The sequence below is a fragment of the Kitasatospora sp. NPDC029312 genome, assembly GCF_055569215.1.
On record NZ_JBVHXY010000036.1, the window covers coordinates 51,799 to 68,884 of the forward strand.

At 72.5% G+C, this 17,086-nt stretch carries 19 protein-coding genes; 11 read left to right on the forward strand and 8 right to left on the reverse strand.

The features are described 5' to 3' along the window. Positions 1-31 precede the first annotated feature (31 nt). On the reverse strand, positions 32-187 hold the full coding sequence (locus ACZ4WV_RS26155; protein ID WP_465750756.1) for a DUF6131 family protein: 156 nt from the start codon (positions 185-187) through the stop codon (positions 32-34). Positions 188-559: 372 nt separating this feature from the next. Between ACZ4WV_RS26155 and ACZ4WV_RS26160 the strand changes: the two genes are divergently transcribed. The 4 genes from ACZ4WV_RS26160 to ACZ4WV_RS26175 all read left to right on the forward strand — a co-directional run bounded on the left by ACZ4WV_RS26160 (position 560) and on the right by ACZ4WV_RS26175 (position 4,466). Then, on the forward strand, positions 560-979 hold the full coding sequence (locus ACZ4WV_RS26160; protein WP_465750758.1) for a YciI family protein: 420 nt from the start codon (positions 560-562) through the stop codon (positions 977-979). After that, positions 952-2,283, forward strand: a complete 1,332-nt coding sequence (locus ACZ4WV_RS26165; protein ID WP_465750760.1) for an RNA polymerase sigma factor — start codon at positions 952-954, stop codon at positions 2,281-2,283. Before ACZ4WV_RS26160 ends, ACZ4WV_RS26165 begins: the two co-directional genes overlap by 28 nt. Positions 2,284-2,493: 210 nt before the next feature. After that, complete coding sequence (locus ACZ4WV_RS26170) at positions 2,494-3,891, forward strand: pyridoxal phosphate-dependent decarboxylase family protein (RefSeq protein ID WP_465750762.1); 1,398 nt, start codon at positions 2,494-2,496, stop codon at positions 3,889-3,891. A 146-nt stretch (positions 3,892-4,037) separates the two neighbouring features. Then, positions 4,038-4,466, forward strand: coding sequence for a PPOX class F420-dependent oxidoreductase (locus ACZ4WV_RS26175; RefSeq protein ID WP_465750764.1), 429 nt, complete (start codon positions 4,038-4,040; stop codon positions 4,464-4,466). A 28-nt stretch (positions 4,467-4,494) separates the two neighbouring features. Here ACZ4WV_RS26175 and ACZ4WV_RS26180 read toward each other — a convergent pair whose 3' ends face one another. Beyond that, entirely contained in the window at positions 4,495-5,286 is a 792-nt protein-coding gene (locus tag ACZ4WV_RS26180) for a putative protein N(5)-glutamine methyltransferase (RefSeq protein ID WP_465750766.1), read from the reverse strand. 420 nt (positions 5,287-5,706) lie between these two features. Between ACZ4WV_RS26180 and ACZ4WV_RS26185 the strand changes: the two genes are divergently transcribed. Together ACZ4WV_RS26185 and ACZ4WV_RS26190 are read left to right on the forward strand one after the other, a co-directional pair. Further along, positions 5,707-6,828, forward strand: a complete 1,122-nt coding sequence (locus ACZ4WV_RS26185) for a serine hydrolase domain-containing protein (RefSeq protein WP_465750768.1) — start codon at positions 5,707-5,709, stop codon at positions 6,826-6,828. A gap of 164 nt (positions 6,829-6,992) precedes the next feature. Next, complete coding sequence (locus ACZ4WV_RS26190; protein ID WP_465750770.1) at positions 6,993-7,769, forward strand: MerR family transcriptional regulator; 777 nt, start codon at positions 6,993-6,995, stop codon at positions 7,767-7,769. A 122-nt stretch (positions 7,770-7,891) separates the two neighbouring features. Here ACZ4WV_RS26190 and ACZ4WV_RS26195 read toward each other — a convergent pair whose 3' ends face one another. Then, positions 7,892-8,581, reverse strand: coding sequence for a ScbR family autoregulator-binding transcription factor (locus ACZ4WV_RS26195; RefSeq protein WP_465750772.1), 690 nt, complete (start codon positions 8,579-8,581; stop codon positions 7,892-7,894). A 372-nt stretch (positions 8,582-8,953) separates the two neighbouring features. Here ACZ4WV_RS26195 and ACZ4WV_RS26200 point away from each other — a divergent pair, with 372 nt between their 5' ends. Both ACZ4WV_RS26200 and ACZ4WV_RS26205 read left to right on the forward strand, forming a co-directional pair. Further along, positions 8,954-9,376, forward strand: coding sequence for an ArsR/SmtB family transcription factor (locus ACZ4WV_RS26200; RefSeq protein ID WP_465750774.1), 423 nt, complete (start codon positions 8,954-8,956; stop codon positions 9,374-9,376). Between the two features lie 39 nt (positions 9,377-9,415). Beyond that, a complete protein-coding gene (locus tag ACZ4WV_RS26205; protein WP_465750776.1) occupies positions 9,416-9,901 on the forward strand; it encodes an SRPBCC family protein in 486 nt (161 codons plus the stop codon). Positions 9,902-9,972: 71 nt separating this feature from the next. Here ACZ4WV_RS26205 and ACZ4WV_RS26210 read toward each other — a convergent pair whose 3' ends face one another. Further along, positions 9,973-10,377 carry a RidA family protein gene (locus tag ACZ4WV_RS26210; RefSeq protein WP_465750778.1) on the reverse strand — a complete coding sequence of 135 codons (405 nt, stop codon included), beginning with the start codon at positions 10,375-10,377 and terminating at the stop codon, positions 9,973-9,975. Between the two features lie 261 nt (positions 10,378-10,638). Here ACZ4WV_RS26210 and ACZ4WV_RS26215 point away from each other — a divergent pair, with 261 nt between their 5' ends. Continuing rightward, positions 10,639-11,280 carry a C40 family peptidase gene (locus tag ACZ4WV_RS26215; protein ID WP_465750780.1) on the forward strand — a complete coding sequence of 214 codons (642 nt, stop codon included), beginning with the start codon at positions 10,639-10,641 and terminating at the stop codon, positions 11,278-11,280. A 2-nt stretch (positions 11,281-11,282) separates the two neighbouring features. Here the strand turns inward: ACZ4WV_RS26215 and ACZ4WV_RS26220 are convergent, their stop codons facing one another. Next, positions 11,283-11,783 (reverse strand): MarR family winged helix-turn-helix transcriptional regulator, encoded by a 501-nt coding sequence (locus tag ACZ4WV_RS26220; RefSeq protein WP_465750782.1) that lies wholly within the window; start codon positions 11,781-11,783, stop codon positions 11,283-11,285. Positions 11,784-11,874: 91 nt separating this feature from the next. On the opposite strand from ACZ4WV_RS26220, the gene ACZ4WV_RS26225 reads away from it, so the two are divergent. Beyond that, a complete protein-coding gene (locus tag ACZ4WV_RS26225) occupies positions 11,875-12,285 on the forward strand; it encodes a VOC family protein (protein ID WP_465750784.1) in 411 nt (136 codons plus the stop codon). 23 nt (positions 12,286-12,308) lie between these two features. Here the strand turns inward: ACZ4WV_RS26225 and thrS are convergent, their stop codons facing one another. From thrS to ACZ4WV_RS26240, 3 genes are all read right to left on the reverse strand, one after another. Further along, positions 12,309-13,553, reverse strand: coding sequence for a threonine--tRNA ligase (gene thrS, locus ACZ4WV_RS26230; protein WP_465750786.1), 1,245 nt, complete (start codon positions 13,551-13,553; stop codon positions 12,309-12,311). A 229-nt stretch (positions 13,554-13,782) separates the two neighbouring features. Next, a complete protein-coding gene (locus ACZ4WV_RS26235; RefSeq protein ID WP_465750806.1) occupies positions 13,783-14,514 on the reverse strand; it encodes a leucine-rich repeat domain-containing protein in 732 nt (243 codons plus the stop codon). Between the two features lie 213 nt (positions 14,515-14,727). Continuing rightward, positions 14,728-15,216, reverse strand: coding sequence for a carboxymuconolactone decarboxylase family protein (locus tag ACZ4WV_RS26240; protein ID WP_465750788.1), 489 nt, complete (start codon positions 15,214-15,216; stop codon positions 14,728-14,730). Positions 15,217-15,336: 120 nt separating this feature from the next. On the opposite strand from ACZ4WV_RS26240, the gene ACZ4WV_RS26245 reads away from it, so the two are divergent. Beyond that, a complete protein-coding gene (locus ACZ4WV_RS26245) occupies positions 15,337-16,299 on the forward strand; it encodes a pirin family protein (RefSeq protein ID WP_465750790.1) in 963 nt (320 codons plus the stop codon). Positions 16,300-17,086 lie beyond the last annotated feature (787 nt).

A 17,086-nucleotide genomic window follows, 5' to 3' on the forward strand; every position in this document is an offset into this window, starting at 1 on the left:
CGGGTGGGACCGGTCGGAAGCACCGGACCGGTCAGAAGTAGTGGCGACGTCCACCGACAGCGTGTCCCAGAGCGCCCGCGACCCACAGGATGAGGCCGATGACGAGAAGGATGATGCCTATGGTCCACAGGACCGAGATCCCGGTGACGAAGCCGATGATGAGCAGGATGACGCCGACGACGATCACGGTGCCCTCCGGGTTTGGTTGACGGGACGGCTGTCGGAAAGGGGCGGCTGACTGACCGGTCCGGTGTCCGGGGCCGTCCCCTGGAGTGGACCGTCCGTCCTCCGGCTCCACCCGAGCCATGCGTCTACCGCCGCACGGGCAGGCCAAACATTCCGGCCCGGGTTCCACGGGATGGACGGGCACGTACGGCCCGGCGCATACCGGCCCGGCGTGCCCCTTTCCGCGTCGGGCCCTACCGAATCCGTACCGACCCGGTCGGGGCGTGCGGGAAAAAGTTCCGCCGAATCCGTCCGCCGTGTCGATCCCCGGCTGGTCCCGTTCGACCTGGGACTGAGAGGGTCGAAGGACGGCCCCCGAGCAAGGAGAGCGAAGATGGCGAAGTACATGCTGATCATGCGCGGCACGGACGAGTCCGTCGCGAAGATGATGGAGACGCCCTTCGAGGAGATGCTGGAGACGGTCGGCCGCTTCAACGAGGAGCTGATCCGGGCGGGCGTGCTCGTCGCCGCCGAGGGCCTGGACGACCCGACGCAGGGCGTGGTGGTCGACTTCAGCGGGGAGACCCCGGTGGTCACCGACGGGCCCTACGGTGAGACGAAGGAGCTGTTCGGCGGCTTCTACCTGATCGACGTCGCCTCGAAGGAGGAGGCGGTCGAGTGGGCCAAGCGGCTCCCGGCCTTCCCCGGCTCGAAGTGCGAGGTCCGCCGGGTGCCGGGCATCGACGAGTTCCCCCAGGACAACGAGTGGATCGTCAAGGAGCGGGCGTGGCGCGAGCGGACCGGCCAGCTGTGACGCCTGGAGCCCCCGACGGCTCGCCGGTCGCCGAGTCGGTGCGGCGGGCCGTCGAGGCCGTCTGGCGGATCGAGTCCGCCCGGATCGTGGGCGCGCTGGCCCGCTACACCGGGGACTTCGCGCTCACCGAGGACGTCGCCCAGGAGGCGCTGGCGGAGGCGCTGGTCTCCTGGTCGCGGGACGGTGCGCCGGCCAGCCCGGTGGGGTGGCTGCTGGCCACCGCGCGGCGCCGGGCCGTCGACGCCTTCCGCCGCAGGTCGGCGCTGGACGAGCGGTACGCGGCGCTCGCGGGCCCGCTGGCCGACGGGGAGTTCAGCTCGGGCGCGGCGGCCGCGCCCGAGCGGCGGGACGACCTGCCGTTCGACCCCGACCGGGTGGACGACGACGTGCTGGCGCTGATGTTCACCGCCTGCCACCCGGTGCTCTCCCCCGAGGCCCGGGTGGCGCTCACGCTGCGCGTGGTGGGCGGCCTGTCCAGCGAGGAGATCGCCCGGGCGTTCCTGGTACCGGTGCCGACCGTCCAGGCCCGGATCACCCGGGCGAAGAAGACCATCGCCGCCGCCCGCGTCCCGTTCGAGCTGCCGCCGCCCGAGGAGCGGCGCGAGCGCCTCGGCACCGTCCTGAGCGTGCTGTACGTGATCTTCACGGAAGGGTCGACGGCGACGGCCGGCGACCGTCTGTTGCGCCCCGACCTCGCCTACGAGGCCGTCCGGTTGGCCCGGACGCTGGCCGCCCTGCTGCCGGCCGAACCGGAGGTGCACGGGCAGCTCGCGCTGTTCGAACTCACCGCCGCGCGCTTCCCGGCCCGGACCGGGCCGGACGGTGCGCCGGTCCTGCTGGAGGACCAGGACCGGCGGCTGTGGGACCGGTCGGCGATCCGTCGCGGGCTGGCCGCGCTCGGCCGGGCCTCGTCCCTGCGGCGCGGCCTCGGCCCGTACGGTCTGCAGGCCGCGATCGCCGCCTGCCACGCCGTGGCGCCCTCGGTGCCGGAGACCGACTGGGAGCGCATCGTGCTCCTCTACGAGGCGCTCGGCCGGGTGGCTCCGTCGCCGGTGGTGGAGCTCAACCGGGCGGTGGCCGTCGCGATGGCGAGCGGCCCGCAGCAGGCGTTGTCGGTGGTGGACGACCTCGTCGCCTCCGGCCGCCTGTCGGGCTCGCACCTGCTGCCGAGCGTGCGCGGCGAACTGCTGGTCCGCCTCGGCCGCACCGGCGAAGCCCGGGCCGAGCTGGAGCTGGCCGCCCGCCTGTGCGGCAACGCGCGCGAGCGGTCGGTGCTGCTGCGCAAGGCGGCCGCGCTGGCGTGAGGTCCCGGTCGGCCCTGGTCCCGCGCCCGGCCCCGCGCCGGCCCAGGCCGGCCCCGCCCCGGCCGTCGGCGCGCGCCGTACGGTCCGGCCACCCGCCCGGCGTTCGACGCACGCCGCCCTCCGACCAGGCCACCCGAAGCGAATTGGCCCGCGACGGCTCACCGCGCTCCCCCTACCGTCGGGCTGACAACCGATCAACGGAGAAGCGCCATGCACCCCGAACTCGCCGCCGACCTGACCCACTTGCCCGCCCTGCTGGAGGAGACCCGGCAGCAGGCCGTCGCCTTCCTCACCGGCCTCGCCGACCGCCCGGTGATCCCTCCTGCGCCGGACCGGCCGACGCCGGTGCGGCCGCTTCCCGAGGAGGCCCAGGGCCTGCGGGCCGCACTGGCGGAATTCGGTGAACGCTGGCAGCCCCGGCTGTCGGCCAGCGCCGGCCCGCGCTACTTCGGGTTCGTCACGGGCGGCGCGACCCCGGCCGCGCTGGCGGGCGACTGGCTGACCTCCGCCGCCGACCAGAACTCCAACTCCTCGCTGGACCCGACCGGTCAGCACCTGGAAGCGGAGACGGTCGGCTGGCTGCGCGACCTGTTCGGCCTCTCCCCCGCGCACAGCGGGACCTTCGTCAGCGGGGCGACCATGTCCAACACCGTCGGCCTGGCGGTCGCCCGGGAGTGGCTGGGCGAACGGCTCGGCGTGGACGTGGCCGAGGACGGGGCCGCCGCGCTGGGCCGGGTGCGAGTCCTGTCGGGCAGCGCGCACTCCAGCGTGTCCAAGGCACTGAGCGTGCTGGGCCTGGGCCGCCGGGCGCTGACCGCCGTGGCGACCCTGCCCGACCGCGAGGCCGTGGACGTGTCCGCGCTGGAGCGGGCGCTCGCCGCGGCCGAGGGCCCGTGCGTCGTGGTCGCCAATGCGGGCACCGTGAACACCGTCGACTTCGACGACCTGTCCGCGATCGCGGGCCTCCGTGAACGGTACGACTTCTGGCTGCACGTGGACGCAGCCTTCGGCGCCTTCGCCGCCCTCGCACCGGAGTACGCCGAACTGGTGGCCGGGCTGGACCTCGCCGACTCGGTCTGCGTGGACCTGCACAAGTGGCTCAACGTCCCCTACGACAGCGCCGTGCAGTTCACCCGCCGCCGCGACCTCCAGGCCAAGGTCTTCCAGAACGCCGCCGCCTACCTCGGCCCGATCGGCGAGCACCCCGACCTGGTCCACCTCACCCCGGAGAACTCGCACCGACTGCGCGCCCTCGCCGCCTGGTTCACCCTGCGCGCCTACGGCCGGGCCGGGCACCGGGAGATCGTGGAGCGCTGCGTCGCCGGCGCCCGCGCGCTCGGCGAGGCCGTCGACGCGACCGACGGCCTGCGCCTGCTCGCCCCGGTCCGGCTCAACGTGGTCTGCTTCACCCTGACCGCCGACCCCACCCCCGAGCGCCTCGCCGCGCTCGCGGCCGAACTCTCCGGCGAAGCCTTCCTGACGCCCACCCGCCACCGCGGCCGGGCCGCCCTGCGCGCGGCCTTCAGCAACTGGCGCACCACCGACGCGGACGTGCGTCGCACCGCGGCCGCACTGGCCGGGGCCGTCCGGAAGTTGGGGTCGAACTGACCACGAGGAGCGGCCCGTTACGGCTGTGCTCCGTCCCCGTGGACTCCCCGGCCGAGTGCGTCGAACTCACCGTGACCGCGCGCCCCAGCGCAACACACCTCCCGCACCTTGACCTTGACACCGGTGTGAAGCCCGATGATGGACCCATGACCACCACCGCTTACGACCCGTACGCGCTCCTCGCTCAGAGCCGCCTGGGCATCCTCGCCACTATCAAGGCGGACGGCCGTCCCCAACTCTCCCCCGTCATGCCCTACTACGACCGCGCGGCGAACGCGATCCTGGTCTCCACCCGGGACGGCCTCGCCAAGACGGCGAACCTGCGCCGGGACCCGAGGGTCAGCCTGGAGGTCACCGGACCGGACGGCCGCTCCTGGGTCACCGCCGAGGGCGTCGCCACCCTCACCGGCCCGGGCACCGACCCGCACGGGCCCGAGGTCGAGGCGCTGGTCGACTACTACCGCCGGGCCGCCGGGGAGCACCCCGACTGGGCGGAGTACCGCGAGACGATGGTCTCGGACCGCCGGGTACTGCTCACCATCCCGGTCGACCGGGTGTACGGCACCAGCATCTGAGGACCGGCAGACCGGGGACGGTCCTCGCTCACGGCCTGGTCGCGGTGACCACCGTGGCGTCCAACTCGTCGTCCCGGCGGCCGACAGCCACCAGACCCGCCGCCCGTGCCACGGCCAGTGCGCCCGCCACCTGCCGATCGCTGGTCTCGAACAGCAGCGAGCCACCGGTGGCCAGCCAGCCCGGCGCCTCGGCGACCACCCGGCGCAGCACGTCCAGCCCGTCGGCGCCGCCGTCCAGCGCGGGCCGGGCCTCGTGGAACCTGGCCTCGGCCGGCAGCAGCTCGATGTCACCGGTCGGGACGTACGGGACGTTGGCGATCAGCACGTCCACCCGCCCGCGCAGCCCCTCGGGCAGGGCGGCGAACAGGTCGCCCTCCAGGACCCGAGCGCCCGCGCCCGCCAGGTTGCGCCGGGCGCAGCGGACAGCGACCGGGTCGCAGTCGGCCGCGTAGAGCTCGACCGGGTGCCCGGCGCTGGCCGCCACGGCGGCGCCGAGCGCCCCACTGCCGCAGCACAGGTCGACCACCAGCGCGCCGGGGCGGGTGAGCCGGGCGGCGACGGCAGCCAGGAACTCGCTGCGCCGCCGCGGGACGAAGACACCGGGGTCGACGGCTATCCGCAGCCCGGCGAACTCGGCCCAACCCACGACGTGTTCGAGCGGCCGCCCTTCGGCGCGGGCGCGGACCATGGCGGCCAGCTCGGCGGGTGTGGCGGCGGTGGCGAGCAGGATCCGCGCCTCTTCCTCGGCGAACACACAACCGGCGGCGCGCAGCCGGGAGACGACCGAGGAACGGAGAGCGGCGGAGGAGTGGAGCGGCAAAGCGAACCCCTTGGGCAGGACGGGAGGAGAACGGAGGACTCCGTCAGGGCTCCCGCCAGGGCCGACGCCGCGTCGACGCGTCCGCGCTACGCGCGCGGGGCGCCCGCGCGGCCGCGCTCCGGGAGCACCCGCTCGGACATACCGGTAATGGGTCTCACCTCCCTGCGTGGCGGTCGTGTATTCGGCGTCGGTCACCCTACCGCACCGGCGCCGCCGGTGATCAGGCCGTTTTCCACCGCCCGGGGCGACGCGGGGCCCGGCGGCTCGGCGAGTCAGCGGGCTCTGGACGGGCGCCGGGAGGCTCAGGCAGGGCGGCACGTGTGATCGGGGACACGGTTGAGGTTGCCCCTGGGGCAGGGTGGAGGGTCGTCGCATCGGCCCGAGGGCGACCCCGGGCGTCCACGGATGCGAAGGAGCGGCATGTCCACCACCTTTTCCGACCAGCGGCAGGACCGGCCGGAGCTGCGACAGGCGATCGAGGAGATCGCCGAAGGCGGCTTCCTCGGAGTACAGCTGCGGGTGAACGACCAGCGCGGCGAATGGGTCGGCAGCGCAGGCGCCCGGGAGCTGGGCGGCAGCGCCGAACCGCGTACCGACGGGCACTTCCGCACCGGCAGCACCACCAAGAGCTTCATCGCGACCACGGTGCTCATGCTGGTGGCGGAGGGCAGGATCGGGCTGGACGTCCCGGCCGACGAGTACCTTCCCGGGTTCGGGCTGGACCGGCGGATCACGGTGCGGATGCTGCTGCAGCACACCAGCGGCGTCTTCAGCCACACCGGTGAGCTCCGCGAGGACGGGACGGTCGAGCCGGGGGTGCCCTGGCGGGGCGAGGAGTGGGTGGAGAACCGCTTCCGCACCTACCGGCCCGAGGAACTCGTCCGGCTGTCGCTGTCCAGGCCGGCCCGGTTCGCGCCGGGGGCGGGCTGGAGCTACTCCAACACCAACTACGTGCTGGCCCGCCTGGTGATCGAACGGGTCACCGGCCGCCCGTTCGCCGAGGAGTTGCGGCGGCTCATCCTGACCCCGCTGGGTTTGACCGGCACCGTGGCGCCGGGCGCCTGTCCGGACGTCCCCGAACCCCACAACCACAGCTACTACCGCTACCAGGACGCGGGGCGGGAGCGGACGGTCGACATCACCCGCCACAACCCGTCCTGGGTCTCGGCCGGTGGCGACATGATCACCACCACGAAGGACCTCCACACGTACTTCTCCGCCCTGATGGGCGGCAAGCTGCTGCCGCCGGGCCTGCTGGCCGAGATGCGCATCCCGGAGGCCACGGTCGGCTACGGTCTCGGGGTGTTCGTGCAGGACACGGGCCCCGGCGGTCCCACCGTCTTCCACCACAACGGCGCCACCATCGGCTCGGCGGCGCTGATGTACAGCACAGCGGACGGCGGCACGACGCTGACCGCCGGGCTGAACTACGTGGACGACGCCGACCTGTCCATCGCGCCGGCGTTCCAGAACGCCCAACAGCGGCTCGTGCAGGCGGTGTTCCTCGACGGGCGGACCGATCCGGCCCAGTCGAGCAGCTGAACGCCCGGGGCCCGTACCCTGCGAGGCCGGGCCCTTTCCGGAATCGCGTCGTGAAAAGGCGATCTTGGCCACGCCGCACCAGCCGGGCTCGGCGTGGCCGTCCATCCACTGCTCGGCGGGCGCTCGTGCACGCGCCGAGTCCGAGGAACCAGGAGGCTGAGCGGATGACGAGCGGAGTCACCATCGGGCAGGCGGCGGCATTCGTCGGCGTCACGGTCAAGACGGTGCGGCACTACCACCAGCACGGGCTGGTCGACGAGCCGCGGCGCGACAGCTCCGGCTACCGGCGGTACGGATCGGACGAGTTGCTGCGGCTGGTCCAGGTCCGGACCCTGGCCGCCGCCGGGGTGCCGCTCGCCGAGATCGGGCCCATGCTCGACGCCGACGCCGAGCGGTTCGCCGCCGCCCTCGCCGACGTCGAGCGGCGGCTGACCGAGCGGATCGCGGAGCTGACGGCGCGCCGCGAGTCCCTGCACCGGCTCACCGACGGCGATCGGACCCTGCTGCCCGACCGCGCCTGCGCCGTCCTGGACCGGATGCCCGACCTCGGGTTGAGCCCCGACTACGTGGCCGCGCAACGCGAGGCCTTGGTGCTGGCCCGGGCCCTGGTGCCGGAGGCCTTCGACGGCTTCCTGGCCCAGCTCGAACACCGCCTCGACGACCCCGAGTTCATCGACCTCGCGAAGCGCGGCCAGGAGGCCGAGAACTGGGAACCGGACGACCCGCGGATCGAGGAACTCGCGGCCGCGATGGCCGAGCCCTACCTCGCCAACCCCGCCCTGCTGGGCGATCCCGCCAGTCTGCGGGCCTGGGCCAGGGCTTCCGCCCAGTACGGGCTGATCAACCACCACCGGGAGGAGCGGGCGCCGGTCTCCGCCCGGCTGACCGCGCTCACCGAGGCCCGACTCCGCTCGGCGGGGGTGTCCGTCCCACCCCGTTGACGGCGGTTGCTCGCGACTGCGTCGCGCCGACCGACCAGGTCAGCGAAACCGAACGCGCTGTTTGTTCGTTTTCACGGACGCCCGAACGGCATTCCACTGGACGGTCAAGCCCTCCGCCCTCGTCAGCCGACCGCGGCGCGAGCCTCGGTCGACTCCTCGCCACTCTCCCGCACCGAATGGGCCGCCGCGGACTCAGCGACCACCTGGGCGCCGCGGTCCGGCCCCATCCGCAGGGCGCCGAGCACGCCGGGCACCGCGATGCTCGGCATCACGTGCTGGAACAGCGCGGACGCGCGGTGCTCCAGGTCAGTCCGGCCGGAGAGCTTCTGGGACTGGATCTGCACGCCCGTCCATGCCGCGGTGAGCAGCCACGCGGTGTCAGCCGGAACGACGTGCGGCAGCAGCTCGCCGCGCTCCCCGGCGGCCACCAACAGCGCCTCCGTCCGGCTGATCCAGCTGCGGATCGCATCGCCGCCGAGATCGTCGAACACACCCTGGGCGAGGGAGAGCCGGGCACCCGCGCTGAGGAGCGCGTCACGCGGCATCAGGTGTGCGACCACCATCCCGGTGTCCACGAGTTCCTGGAGCTTGCAGCTGCGTTCGGGCACGCCGTCCTGGCCGAACTGCTCCTCCACGACCCCTTGGGCGAGATCCCGCTTCGAGGCGAAGTGGAAATACACCGCGCCCCGCGTGACCCCCGCCCGGGAGACCACTTCCCCGATCGTGGCACCCTCGTAGCCGAACTCGTCGAAGACCGACGCCGCGGCCTCCAGGATCAGCCGACGCGTCCGAAGCGCTCGCTCCTGTCGCACCACCGCCACCACCCCGCCCTGAGCTCGCGCTAAACCAAACCAAACACCCCGTATCTTAACTGCGGGCGGCTTCCGGGCCGCAAGGCGACGGGAATCGATTCAAACTCCCTCCGATCCCCCACTCAACCGTTCACCTTTCCTCCAGGACAGGGCCGCATCCGCGAGGATCGGGCCGTTGCGCCTCCGCTCACCGCGTCCGCAGCGACACGTCGCACGCAGCCCCTTGCAAAACCGAACGATCGGTTTTGCGTGGCCGGACGCCCGCTCGAAAGGACTGCCATCCACTCCTTTCGCAACCAAGCGGTTGACAATGCGGTGGGCAGGAGTAGCGTGGTTCTCAACCAATCGGTTGAGGATGAGTGGAGGTGTGAGGTGGCCGTCGATCCGCTCTCCCGGGCGTTCGTCGCCCTGGCCGATCCGACCCGGCGCGACATCATCGCCCGGCTCTCGGTCCGGGACGCCACGGTCGGCGAGCTGGCCGAGTCCTACGCGATCTCGATGCAGGCGGTCTCCAAGCACCTCAAGGTATTGGAAGAAGCCGGACTGGTCAGCCGCAGCCGGGACGCCCAACGGCGGCCGTGCCATCTGGAACCGCAGGTCTTCGACTTGATGACGAGCTGGATCGAACGCTACCGCCGCCTGGCCGAGGAGCGTTTCAGCCGCCTGGACGCCGTCCTCGCGGCACTGGACGACCCGGCCCCCGACGCCGACAGCGGCGCCGGCGCAGGCGCCGAGACGAAGCCCGAAGGCCCGGAAGCCCACACCCGACCGATCCGAACGGAACGCCGGACCTGAACGCAAGGCCCGGCCTCAGCAGAACGAAGGAGCCCCGTCATGACCTCCACCGACCGTGAGACCCGGATCGAAGCTGACCCCGCGCTGCCCACCATCCGGATCGTCCGGGAGTTCGACGCCCCGCCGGACCGGGTCTTCCGGGCCTGGACGGATCCCGAACTGGTCACCCGGTGGCTCGGCCCCCAGGACCTCGACATGAAGATCGACACCTGGGAGGCCCGTACCGGCGGTCGCTACCGCTACTCGATGCACCGCGAGGGTCAGGAAGTCGCCGGCTTCTACGGCTCGTTCCACGAAGTCCGGCCGGCCAGCCGGCTCGTTCAGACCTTCACCTTCGAGGGCGTGCCGGACGGCGTCTCGTTGGACACCGCCGTCTTCGAACCCGTCGGCGAGGGCCGCACCCGCGTCACCGTGCTGTCGGTGGTCGACAGCCTGGCGGCCCGGGACGCCATCCTGGCCAGCGGCATGGAGCGCGGCGTGGCCGAGGGCTACCGGAAGTTGGACACCCTGCTCGCCGCTTCCTGAACCCGCCTCCCGAACCCACTTCCGGAACCGGTGTCCAGAACCGACTTGCTGGACCCGCCCAGCGAGACGCGTCAGGGCAGCACGGCCACCGCCTCCACCTCCACCAGTTGGTCGCTGTAGCCGAGCACCGAGACACCGAGCAAGGTGCTGGGAGCGTCGTGCTCCCCCATGTACTCCCGGTACACGTCCCACACCTTCACCAGGTCCGCCCGGTCACCGGAGGCCACGTACACGGTGGTCCGCGCGATGTCGGTGAGCCCCGCGCCCGCCTCCTCCAGCACGGTTATCAGATTGCGCATCACCTGGTGGGCCTGCCCCGCGTAGTCGCCGACGGCCACCGCGCGCCCGTCGGCGTCCAGCGGGCAGGCCCCGGCGAGCCAGAGCGAGCGGACCGGTGCGTCCACCACCGCCGCGTAGGCGTAGTCGACGGCCGGGGTCAGGCGCGCGCTGCGGACCAGCTTGACGGCGCTGTTCACGAGTCCTCCGATGGTCGTGGCCGAACGTTCGCGCCCATCGTTGGCCCCTCACGAACAGTGGTCAAACGCTTTTACGGCGAACTCCCAGCCGCACCAAGGCCTGTGTACCCACGATTCACCGTTGCGGGTGATGGCGCACTGGGCTGCCGGACCGCGATGCTGGTGCCCGTCCGTAGCGCGCACCCGCCGCACCTGCCGCGACAGCCCGCCCGGACGCCCATGCCAACGCCAACGCCGCAGCCGCCCCCGGGGAGTCGACCGATGGAATGCCAACCGCCCAGCCGCGACCAGGCCGCCGGAGTCGGACGGCGCCGAATGGTCGGCCTCGCCCTCGGGGCGGCCCTGGCTCCCGCCCTCACCCCGGCGGCCCAGGCCGCGGCGCAGACAGCGGCCCGGACCGCGGCCCCGGCCGGGCCACCGTCCACGCGCGCCGCCGCCCTCGGCCAACGGGTCGCCGCCGTGGCCGAGGCTCAGATCGGCATCCCGTACGCCTGGGGTGGCGGCGACCGGCTGGGCCCCAGCCTCGGCTTCTGCGACGAGGAGAACGGCTACCTCGACGGCAAGTGCCTGGGTGAGTCCACGGTGGGGTTCGACTGCAGTGGTCTGTCCCTCTACTGCTGGTACCGGGCCAGCAACGGCACCGTCCAACTCGGGCACTACACCGCCGCCCAGTTCCACCTCGGCGCCCCGGTCGAGCGAGACGCCCTGGCCCCCGGCGACCTGCTGTTCTTCTCCCGCTCCGACGCGCCCCTGCACCACGTCGGCATCTACGCGGGCGACGGCGCGATGATCCACGCCGAACGCACGGGCACGCTGGTCGCCCGGGTCGAGAAGGTGCTCGACGTCCCGCGCTGGGCGGGCGAGTTCGCGGGTGCCCGCCGTCCCGGACAGCCCACCGCCTGAGGTCAGACGGCGCCGCGCTGCTCCGCCATCCCCTGATGCACTCGCAGCAACAGGTCCTGGAGGGTGCGCCGCTCGCCCGCGTCCAGCGGCGCCAGCACCTCGTCCTCCACCGCCCGCGCCCGGCCTTCCAGTTCGGCCAGCAGCGCCCGCCCGGCCGAGGTGACCGACACCGAGAGCCTCCGCCGGTCCCGCTGGTCCCGGGTGCGCTCGACGTAGCCGGCGGCGCCCAGTTGGTCGGCGACCTTCGCCAGATCGCTCGGGTCGATGCCCAGCCGCTGCACCAGGTCCCGCTGCGCCTGCGGCCCGAAGTCGGCGAGCGTGGCGAGCACCGCCAAGTCCCACAGCCGCAGCTCGCGTTCGGCCAGCTGCTCGGCGAGCCGGGCGCGCGCGGTGCGGCCGATCCGGGCGAGCAGGAAGGTGCTGAGGTCCAGCAGGGTGGGCGGCAGCCCGTCGGACTGGGTGGGCGGCAGCCCGTCGGGCAACGCGGGTGTCTCGGAGGCCATGGCGAAATTCTAGGGCCTCTCCCTATAGTGGGTCACGACCCACCATTTCGTGGCCGCCGCTTCACACCCTCCGATCCCAGGAGTTCCTGCCATGGACGCCCTGTACCCCCGCCTGCTCGTCACCCGCTTCGCCGAGTGCTTCGACTTCTACCGCTCCGTCCTGCCGGCCCTCACCGGCGCCACCCTCGTCAAGGGCGCACCCGAGGGCCCGTACGCCAACTGGGACGTCGACGACCAGGCCGTCCTGGTGCTCTTCGACCGCTCGGAGATGGCCGCCGCCCTCGGCACGACCGACCTGCCGGCTCGCCCTACCGCCCCCGCCCAGGACTCCGCCATGCTGGTCCTCCGGGTCAACGACGCGGACAAGGCGCTCGCCCTCTGCCTCGACCACGGCGGCGCGCTCGCCGCCCCGGCCACCGACCGCCCGCAGTGGGGCCCCAACCTGCGCACCGCCCACCTGCGCGACCCCGACGGCCACCTGATCGAGCTGCAGTCGTACTGACCCGGCGGGGGCGGGAGGCCCGCTCACCCGGCGGCACCGTCCTCCCACAGCTCGGAGCTGCACCGGGCCACCAGCGCGCCGATCCGCGCCCAGGCCTCCTCGGCCGGCATCGGCTCCAGCCGTCGGCCGTCCCGCAGTCGGAGCGCGACCCGGTCGTCCACGGCCTCCTTGGCGCCGATCACCGCCTGGTAGGGCACCAGTCGGGACTCCCGGATCCGGGCGCCGAGGCTGCCGTGCTCCGGCCCGGCGATCTCGGCGCGCAGACCGAGATCCAGGCAGCGTTGCCGCAGCCGCTCCGCCTGCGGGGCCTCGGCGTCGGAGATCGGCAGCAGGACGACCTGGGCCGGCGCCAGCCATGCGGGGAACGCTCCGCCGTGCAGCTCGATCAGGTGGGCGACCACCCGCTCGACGCTGCCGATGACGCTGCGGTGGACCATCACCGGGCGGTGCTTGGCGCCGTCCGGGCCGATGTAGTGCAGGTTGAAGCGCTCGGGCTGGTGGAAGTCGATCTGGACGGTGGAGAGGGTGAACTCGCGCCCGGCGCCGTCGGCGATCTGCACGTCGATCTTCGGGCCGTAGAACGCGGCCTCGCCCTCCGCCGCCTCGAACGGTACCCCGGAGCGCTCCAGGACATCGGTCAGCAGCGCGGTGGCACGCTCCCACAGAGCCGGATCGGCGACGTACTTGCCGCCGGCACCGGGCAGCGAGAGACGGTAGCGGACCGGCACGATGCCGAGCGCGCGGTGCGCCTCGCGGATCAGTTCCAATGCGGCGACGGCCTCGTCGGCGGCCTGCTCGGGGGTGCAGAAGACGTGGGCGTCGTTCAGCTGGATCGCCCGGACCCTGGTCAGCCCGCCGAGCACCCCGGACAGTTCGGAGCGGTACATGCCACCCAACTCCGCCATGCGCAGCGGGAGTTCTCGATATCTGCGGGAGCGTGAACGGAAGATCAGCGCGTGGTGCGGGCAGAGGCTCGGCCGCAGCACCATCTCCTCCGAGCCGAGTTCCATCGGCGGGAACATGTCCTCGCGGTAGTGGTCCCAGTGGCCGGAGATCTCGTACAGCTCCCGTTTGCCGAGCACCGGCGAGTACACGTGCCGGTAGCCGGCCCGGCGCTCGCGGCCGCGGATGAACTCCTCCAGGGTGTGCCGGATCGCGGCGCCGCCGGGCAGCCAGTACGGCAGGCCGGAGCCCATCAGCGGGTCGGTGTCGAACAGGTCGAGCTCGCGGCCGAGCTTGCGGTGGTCATGCGGGAGCCGGTCGTTCATGGGTGTCTCCACTCTGGTTCCACGGGCCGAGTGGTTCCGGAGACGACGAAGCCCCGGGGCACTCGCCCCGGGGCTTCGGACTAGGTCAGCAGTCAGCGCGCCGGGACTCTCTCCGGCGTCGTCGTGACGAGTGCAGCGCGCTTCATGCCGCCCAGGGTAGCAGGATCCTCGGCGCTGGCTGCTGATCTTTTCCGCGCCTCGGCGTCGCCCGCCCGCACCGGCCCCGGGATCAGAACAGCACGGCGCAGCCGCCCGCGGCGAGCGCATCCAGCAGCCGGTCCGACGGCCGTACCGCGTTCCACCGCAGATCGAGCTTCTCCAGAACGGGCACCGCGCCCGGTTCGGCGAGCCAGTCGGGAAGTTCGGTGATCCGGTTGCCGCGCAGGTCCAGCCGGCGCAGCGACGGAAGACCGGCGAGCACGGTGGGGAACTCGGCGAAGGCGTTCTCCCGCAGTTCCAGCTCGCGCAGTTCGGCGAGCCGGGTGACGGAGTCCGGCAGCGCACCCAACTCGTTCCCGCGCAGCCGTAGTTCGCGCAGCGCGCCGAGGTCGCCGATCGACTCCGGCAGGGCGGTGAGCCGGTTGCGCTGGGCGCGCAGCTCGACCAGGGCGGCCATCCCCCCGATGGCAGACGGGAGTTGGGTGAGCCGGTTCTCGCCGACGTTGAGGTAGCGCAGGCGGGCGAGCCGCCCGAGTTCCTCGGGCAAGCTGGTCAGCGCGTTGTCGTGCAGGTAGAGGAAGTCGCCGAGCCCGGTGAGCCCGCCCAGTTCGGCGGGCACCGCGGTGAGCCGGTTGTGCCCCAGGTCGAGGGTGCGCAGCCGGTCCAATCGACTGATCCCCGGCGGGAGTTCGGCGATCCCGGTCTCGGCGAGGATGAGCACGGTCAGCTCGGTCCGGTCCCAGAGATCCGCGGGCACCTCGCCGAGCGGCTGCTTCCACAGGTTGAGCGTCACGTCCGTCATGCCCGAGGCCCTTCGGGTGGTGCCGGGGTGGAAGAGCCCGTCCACGACGCGGTGTAGGAGGTCTTCCGGGAATTCGGCGAGTGTGCCGCGGGCCTCCTCGGTGAGGCGCATCAGCGGCTCCGCCTCCTCTTCCCCGACGCTCCCCCTCCCCCGCCACCTTCTCCCCATCCCCGACGCCTCCCCCGCCGTCTCCGAGCCGATGAGGTGGGCCGGCTACTGCCCCGGAGTCGGCCGGACCGGGTGCTTGCTCATGATCGACACCCGGTTGAAGGCGTTGATGGCGATCGCGACCCAGATCACGGCCGAGATCTCCTCCTCGGTTAGCGCCTCGCGCGCCATGACGTAGGCCGCCTCCTGCAGCGCCGCGTCCGACGGGGTCGCGGTCGCCTCGGCCAACGCCAACGCGGCACGTTCCCGCACGGTGAACAGTTCGGTGTCCCGCCACGCCGGGAGCACGCCCAGCCGCTGGGTGGTCTCGCCCTCGCCCAGCGCGGCCCGGGTGTGCACGTTCAAGCAGTAGGCGCAGCCGTTGACCTGCGACACCCGCAGGTTGACCAGTTCCACCAGCCGCCGGTCCAGGCCGGCCACCGCCGCGGTCTCGCGCGCCGCCTCGGCGGCGGCGCGCAGCGCCCGATAGGCCTTGGGGCTCTGCTTGTCGATGAAGACCCGCCGCTCCGCCGGAACCACCGTCACATCAGTCACCTGAACTCCTCCACCGGCTCGCTGTTGCCCGCCACTCTGCCATGCCATAATAGTTGAATCTAGAACTACCCGCCGAAGAACTGCCCGCCGAAGCGCCATACCCATGGAGGGATCACCACCGTGAGCACCACCGAGACCGGGCCGCGCCCCGCCGCCGACCAGCAGGACCCGCAGGACCCTCGGGTCGAGGTGCTGCCCGCCCGGAACGTCCCGCTCGGCGGACCGCGCGCGATGACCGTACGCCGCACCCTGCCCCAGCGCTCGCGCCCCCTCGTCGGCGCCTGGTGCTTCGTCGACCACTACGGCCCCGACGACATCGCCCTCACCGGCGGCATGGACGTCGCCCCGCACCCCCACACCGGCCTGCAGACCGTCAGCTGGCTGTTCACCGGCGAGATCGAGCACCGCGACAGCCTCGGCGTCCACGCCTACGTCCGCCCGGGCGAGCTCAACCTGATGACCTCCGGCCACGGCATCTGCCACTCCGAGGTCTCCACCCCCGCCACCACCATCCTGCACGGCGTCCAGCTCTGGGTCGCCCTGCCCGACGAACACCGCCACACCGCCCGCGACTTCCACCACCACATCCCCCGGCCGGTCCCGCTCGACGGCGGCGAGGCCCGCGTCTTCCTCGGCACCCTGGCCGGGGACACCTCCCCCGTCCCGACCTTCACCCCCCTCCTCGGCGCCGAACTCACCCTCCGCCCGCACGCCACCGTCACCCTCACCGTCGACCCCACCTTCGAACACGGCCTCCTCGTCGACCGCGGCGAAGTCCGCCTCGCCGACACCGCGTTGACCCCCGCCGACCTCGGCTACCTCGCCCCGGGCCCCACCAGCATGACCCTCACCAACACCAGCGACACCGAGGCCCGCCTCATCCTCCTCGGCGGCACGCCCTTCGAGGAGCAGATCATCATGTGGTGGAACTTCATCGGCCGATCCGGTGAGGAGATCGTACAAGCACGGAACGACTGGGAGAAGGGCTCCCGGTTCGGCGAGGTGCACGGCTACGACGGCGCACGGTTGCCCGCCCCCGAGCTGCCGTCCATTCCACTGAGAGCGCGGGGTCGTGTGCGCTGACATGCGAAAACACCGCCTGGCGATGCAGTGTGGCGTGATGCCTCAGGGAGCGGCTCGGGACCAGTCGGGCAGCTCGGAACGCGAGCACCTCGACTGACTCGCGGGGTGGATTGTGACGACGTCGAGACCCTGGCCGATTCACATGTTTGGGCATCTGCGACAGTCTCTAGTCGGATCGATGCTGACTTTTTGCTGACTTATCTGACTATCAATCAGGTCACGGAGCGGCCGCGCGTGCCGATGGGTGCACGCGCCCGCTTCACGTGCGTTCGCCTTCTTGCGGAGCCGCGCCGACGCCCTGACGCGACCGTTCAACCGCCGCACGCCTGTGCTGAGGGCGCACCATGGCGCGCCCTCCGACGGGCCACATCCTCCGATCATGGGTCCGAGAGCCGGGCCTGCTCCTGGTCCGGTGTTACGGTGGCGTCGGTGCGGCATCCGCCGTTGGCGACGGCCGGGCCCGTGTGGCGGGCCCAAGGAGGGCGGCGAGGCGGTGACGGCGCCCAGGAGGACGAGCGCGCCCTTGGGAGCCCGGCGGGTTGTACGAGAGGCCCGCATCATGCCATGTGACATTTCACATGGCACTGAAAGGCCGCCAGCATGCGGGCAGCGGTCGGGAGTCAGGGTGTGGTGCGCCGGTCCGAAGCCTCCCGCCGACGGCTCGTGGCTCGCGTCGAGGCGGGTGCAGGTACGCAGCAGCAGCAGCGGGGGGGGGGGGGGGGGGGGGGGGGGGGGTTTTTGTGGGTTGGTTTTTTGGTGGGCTCTGCCCCTGGGGGTCTTTTTTAGG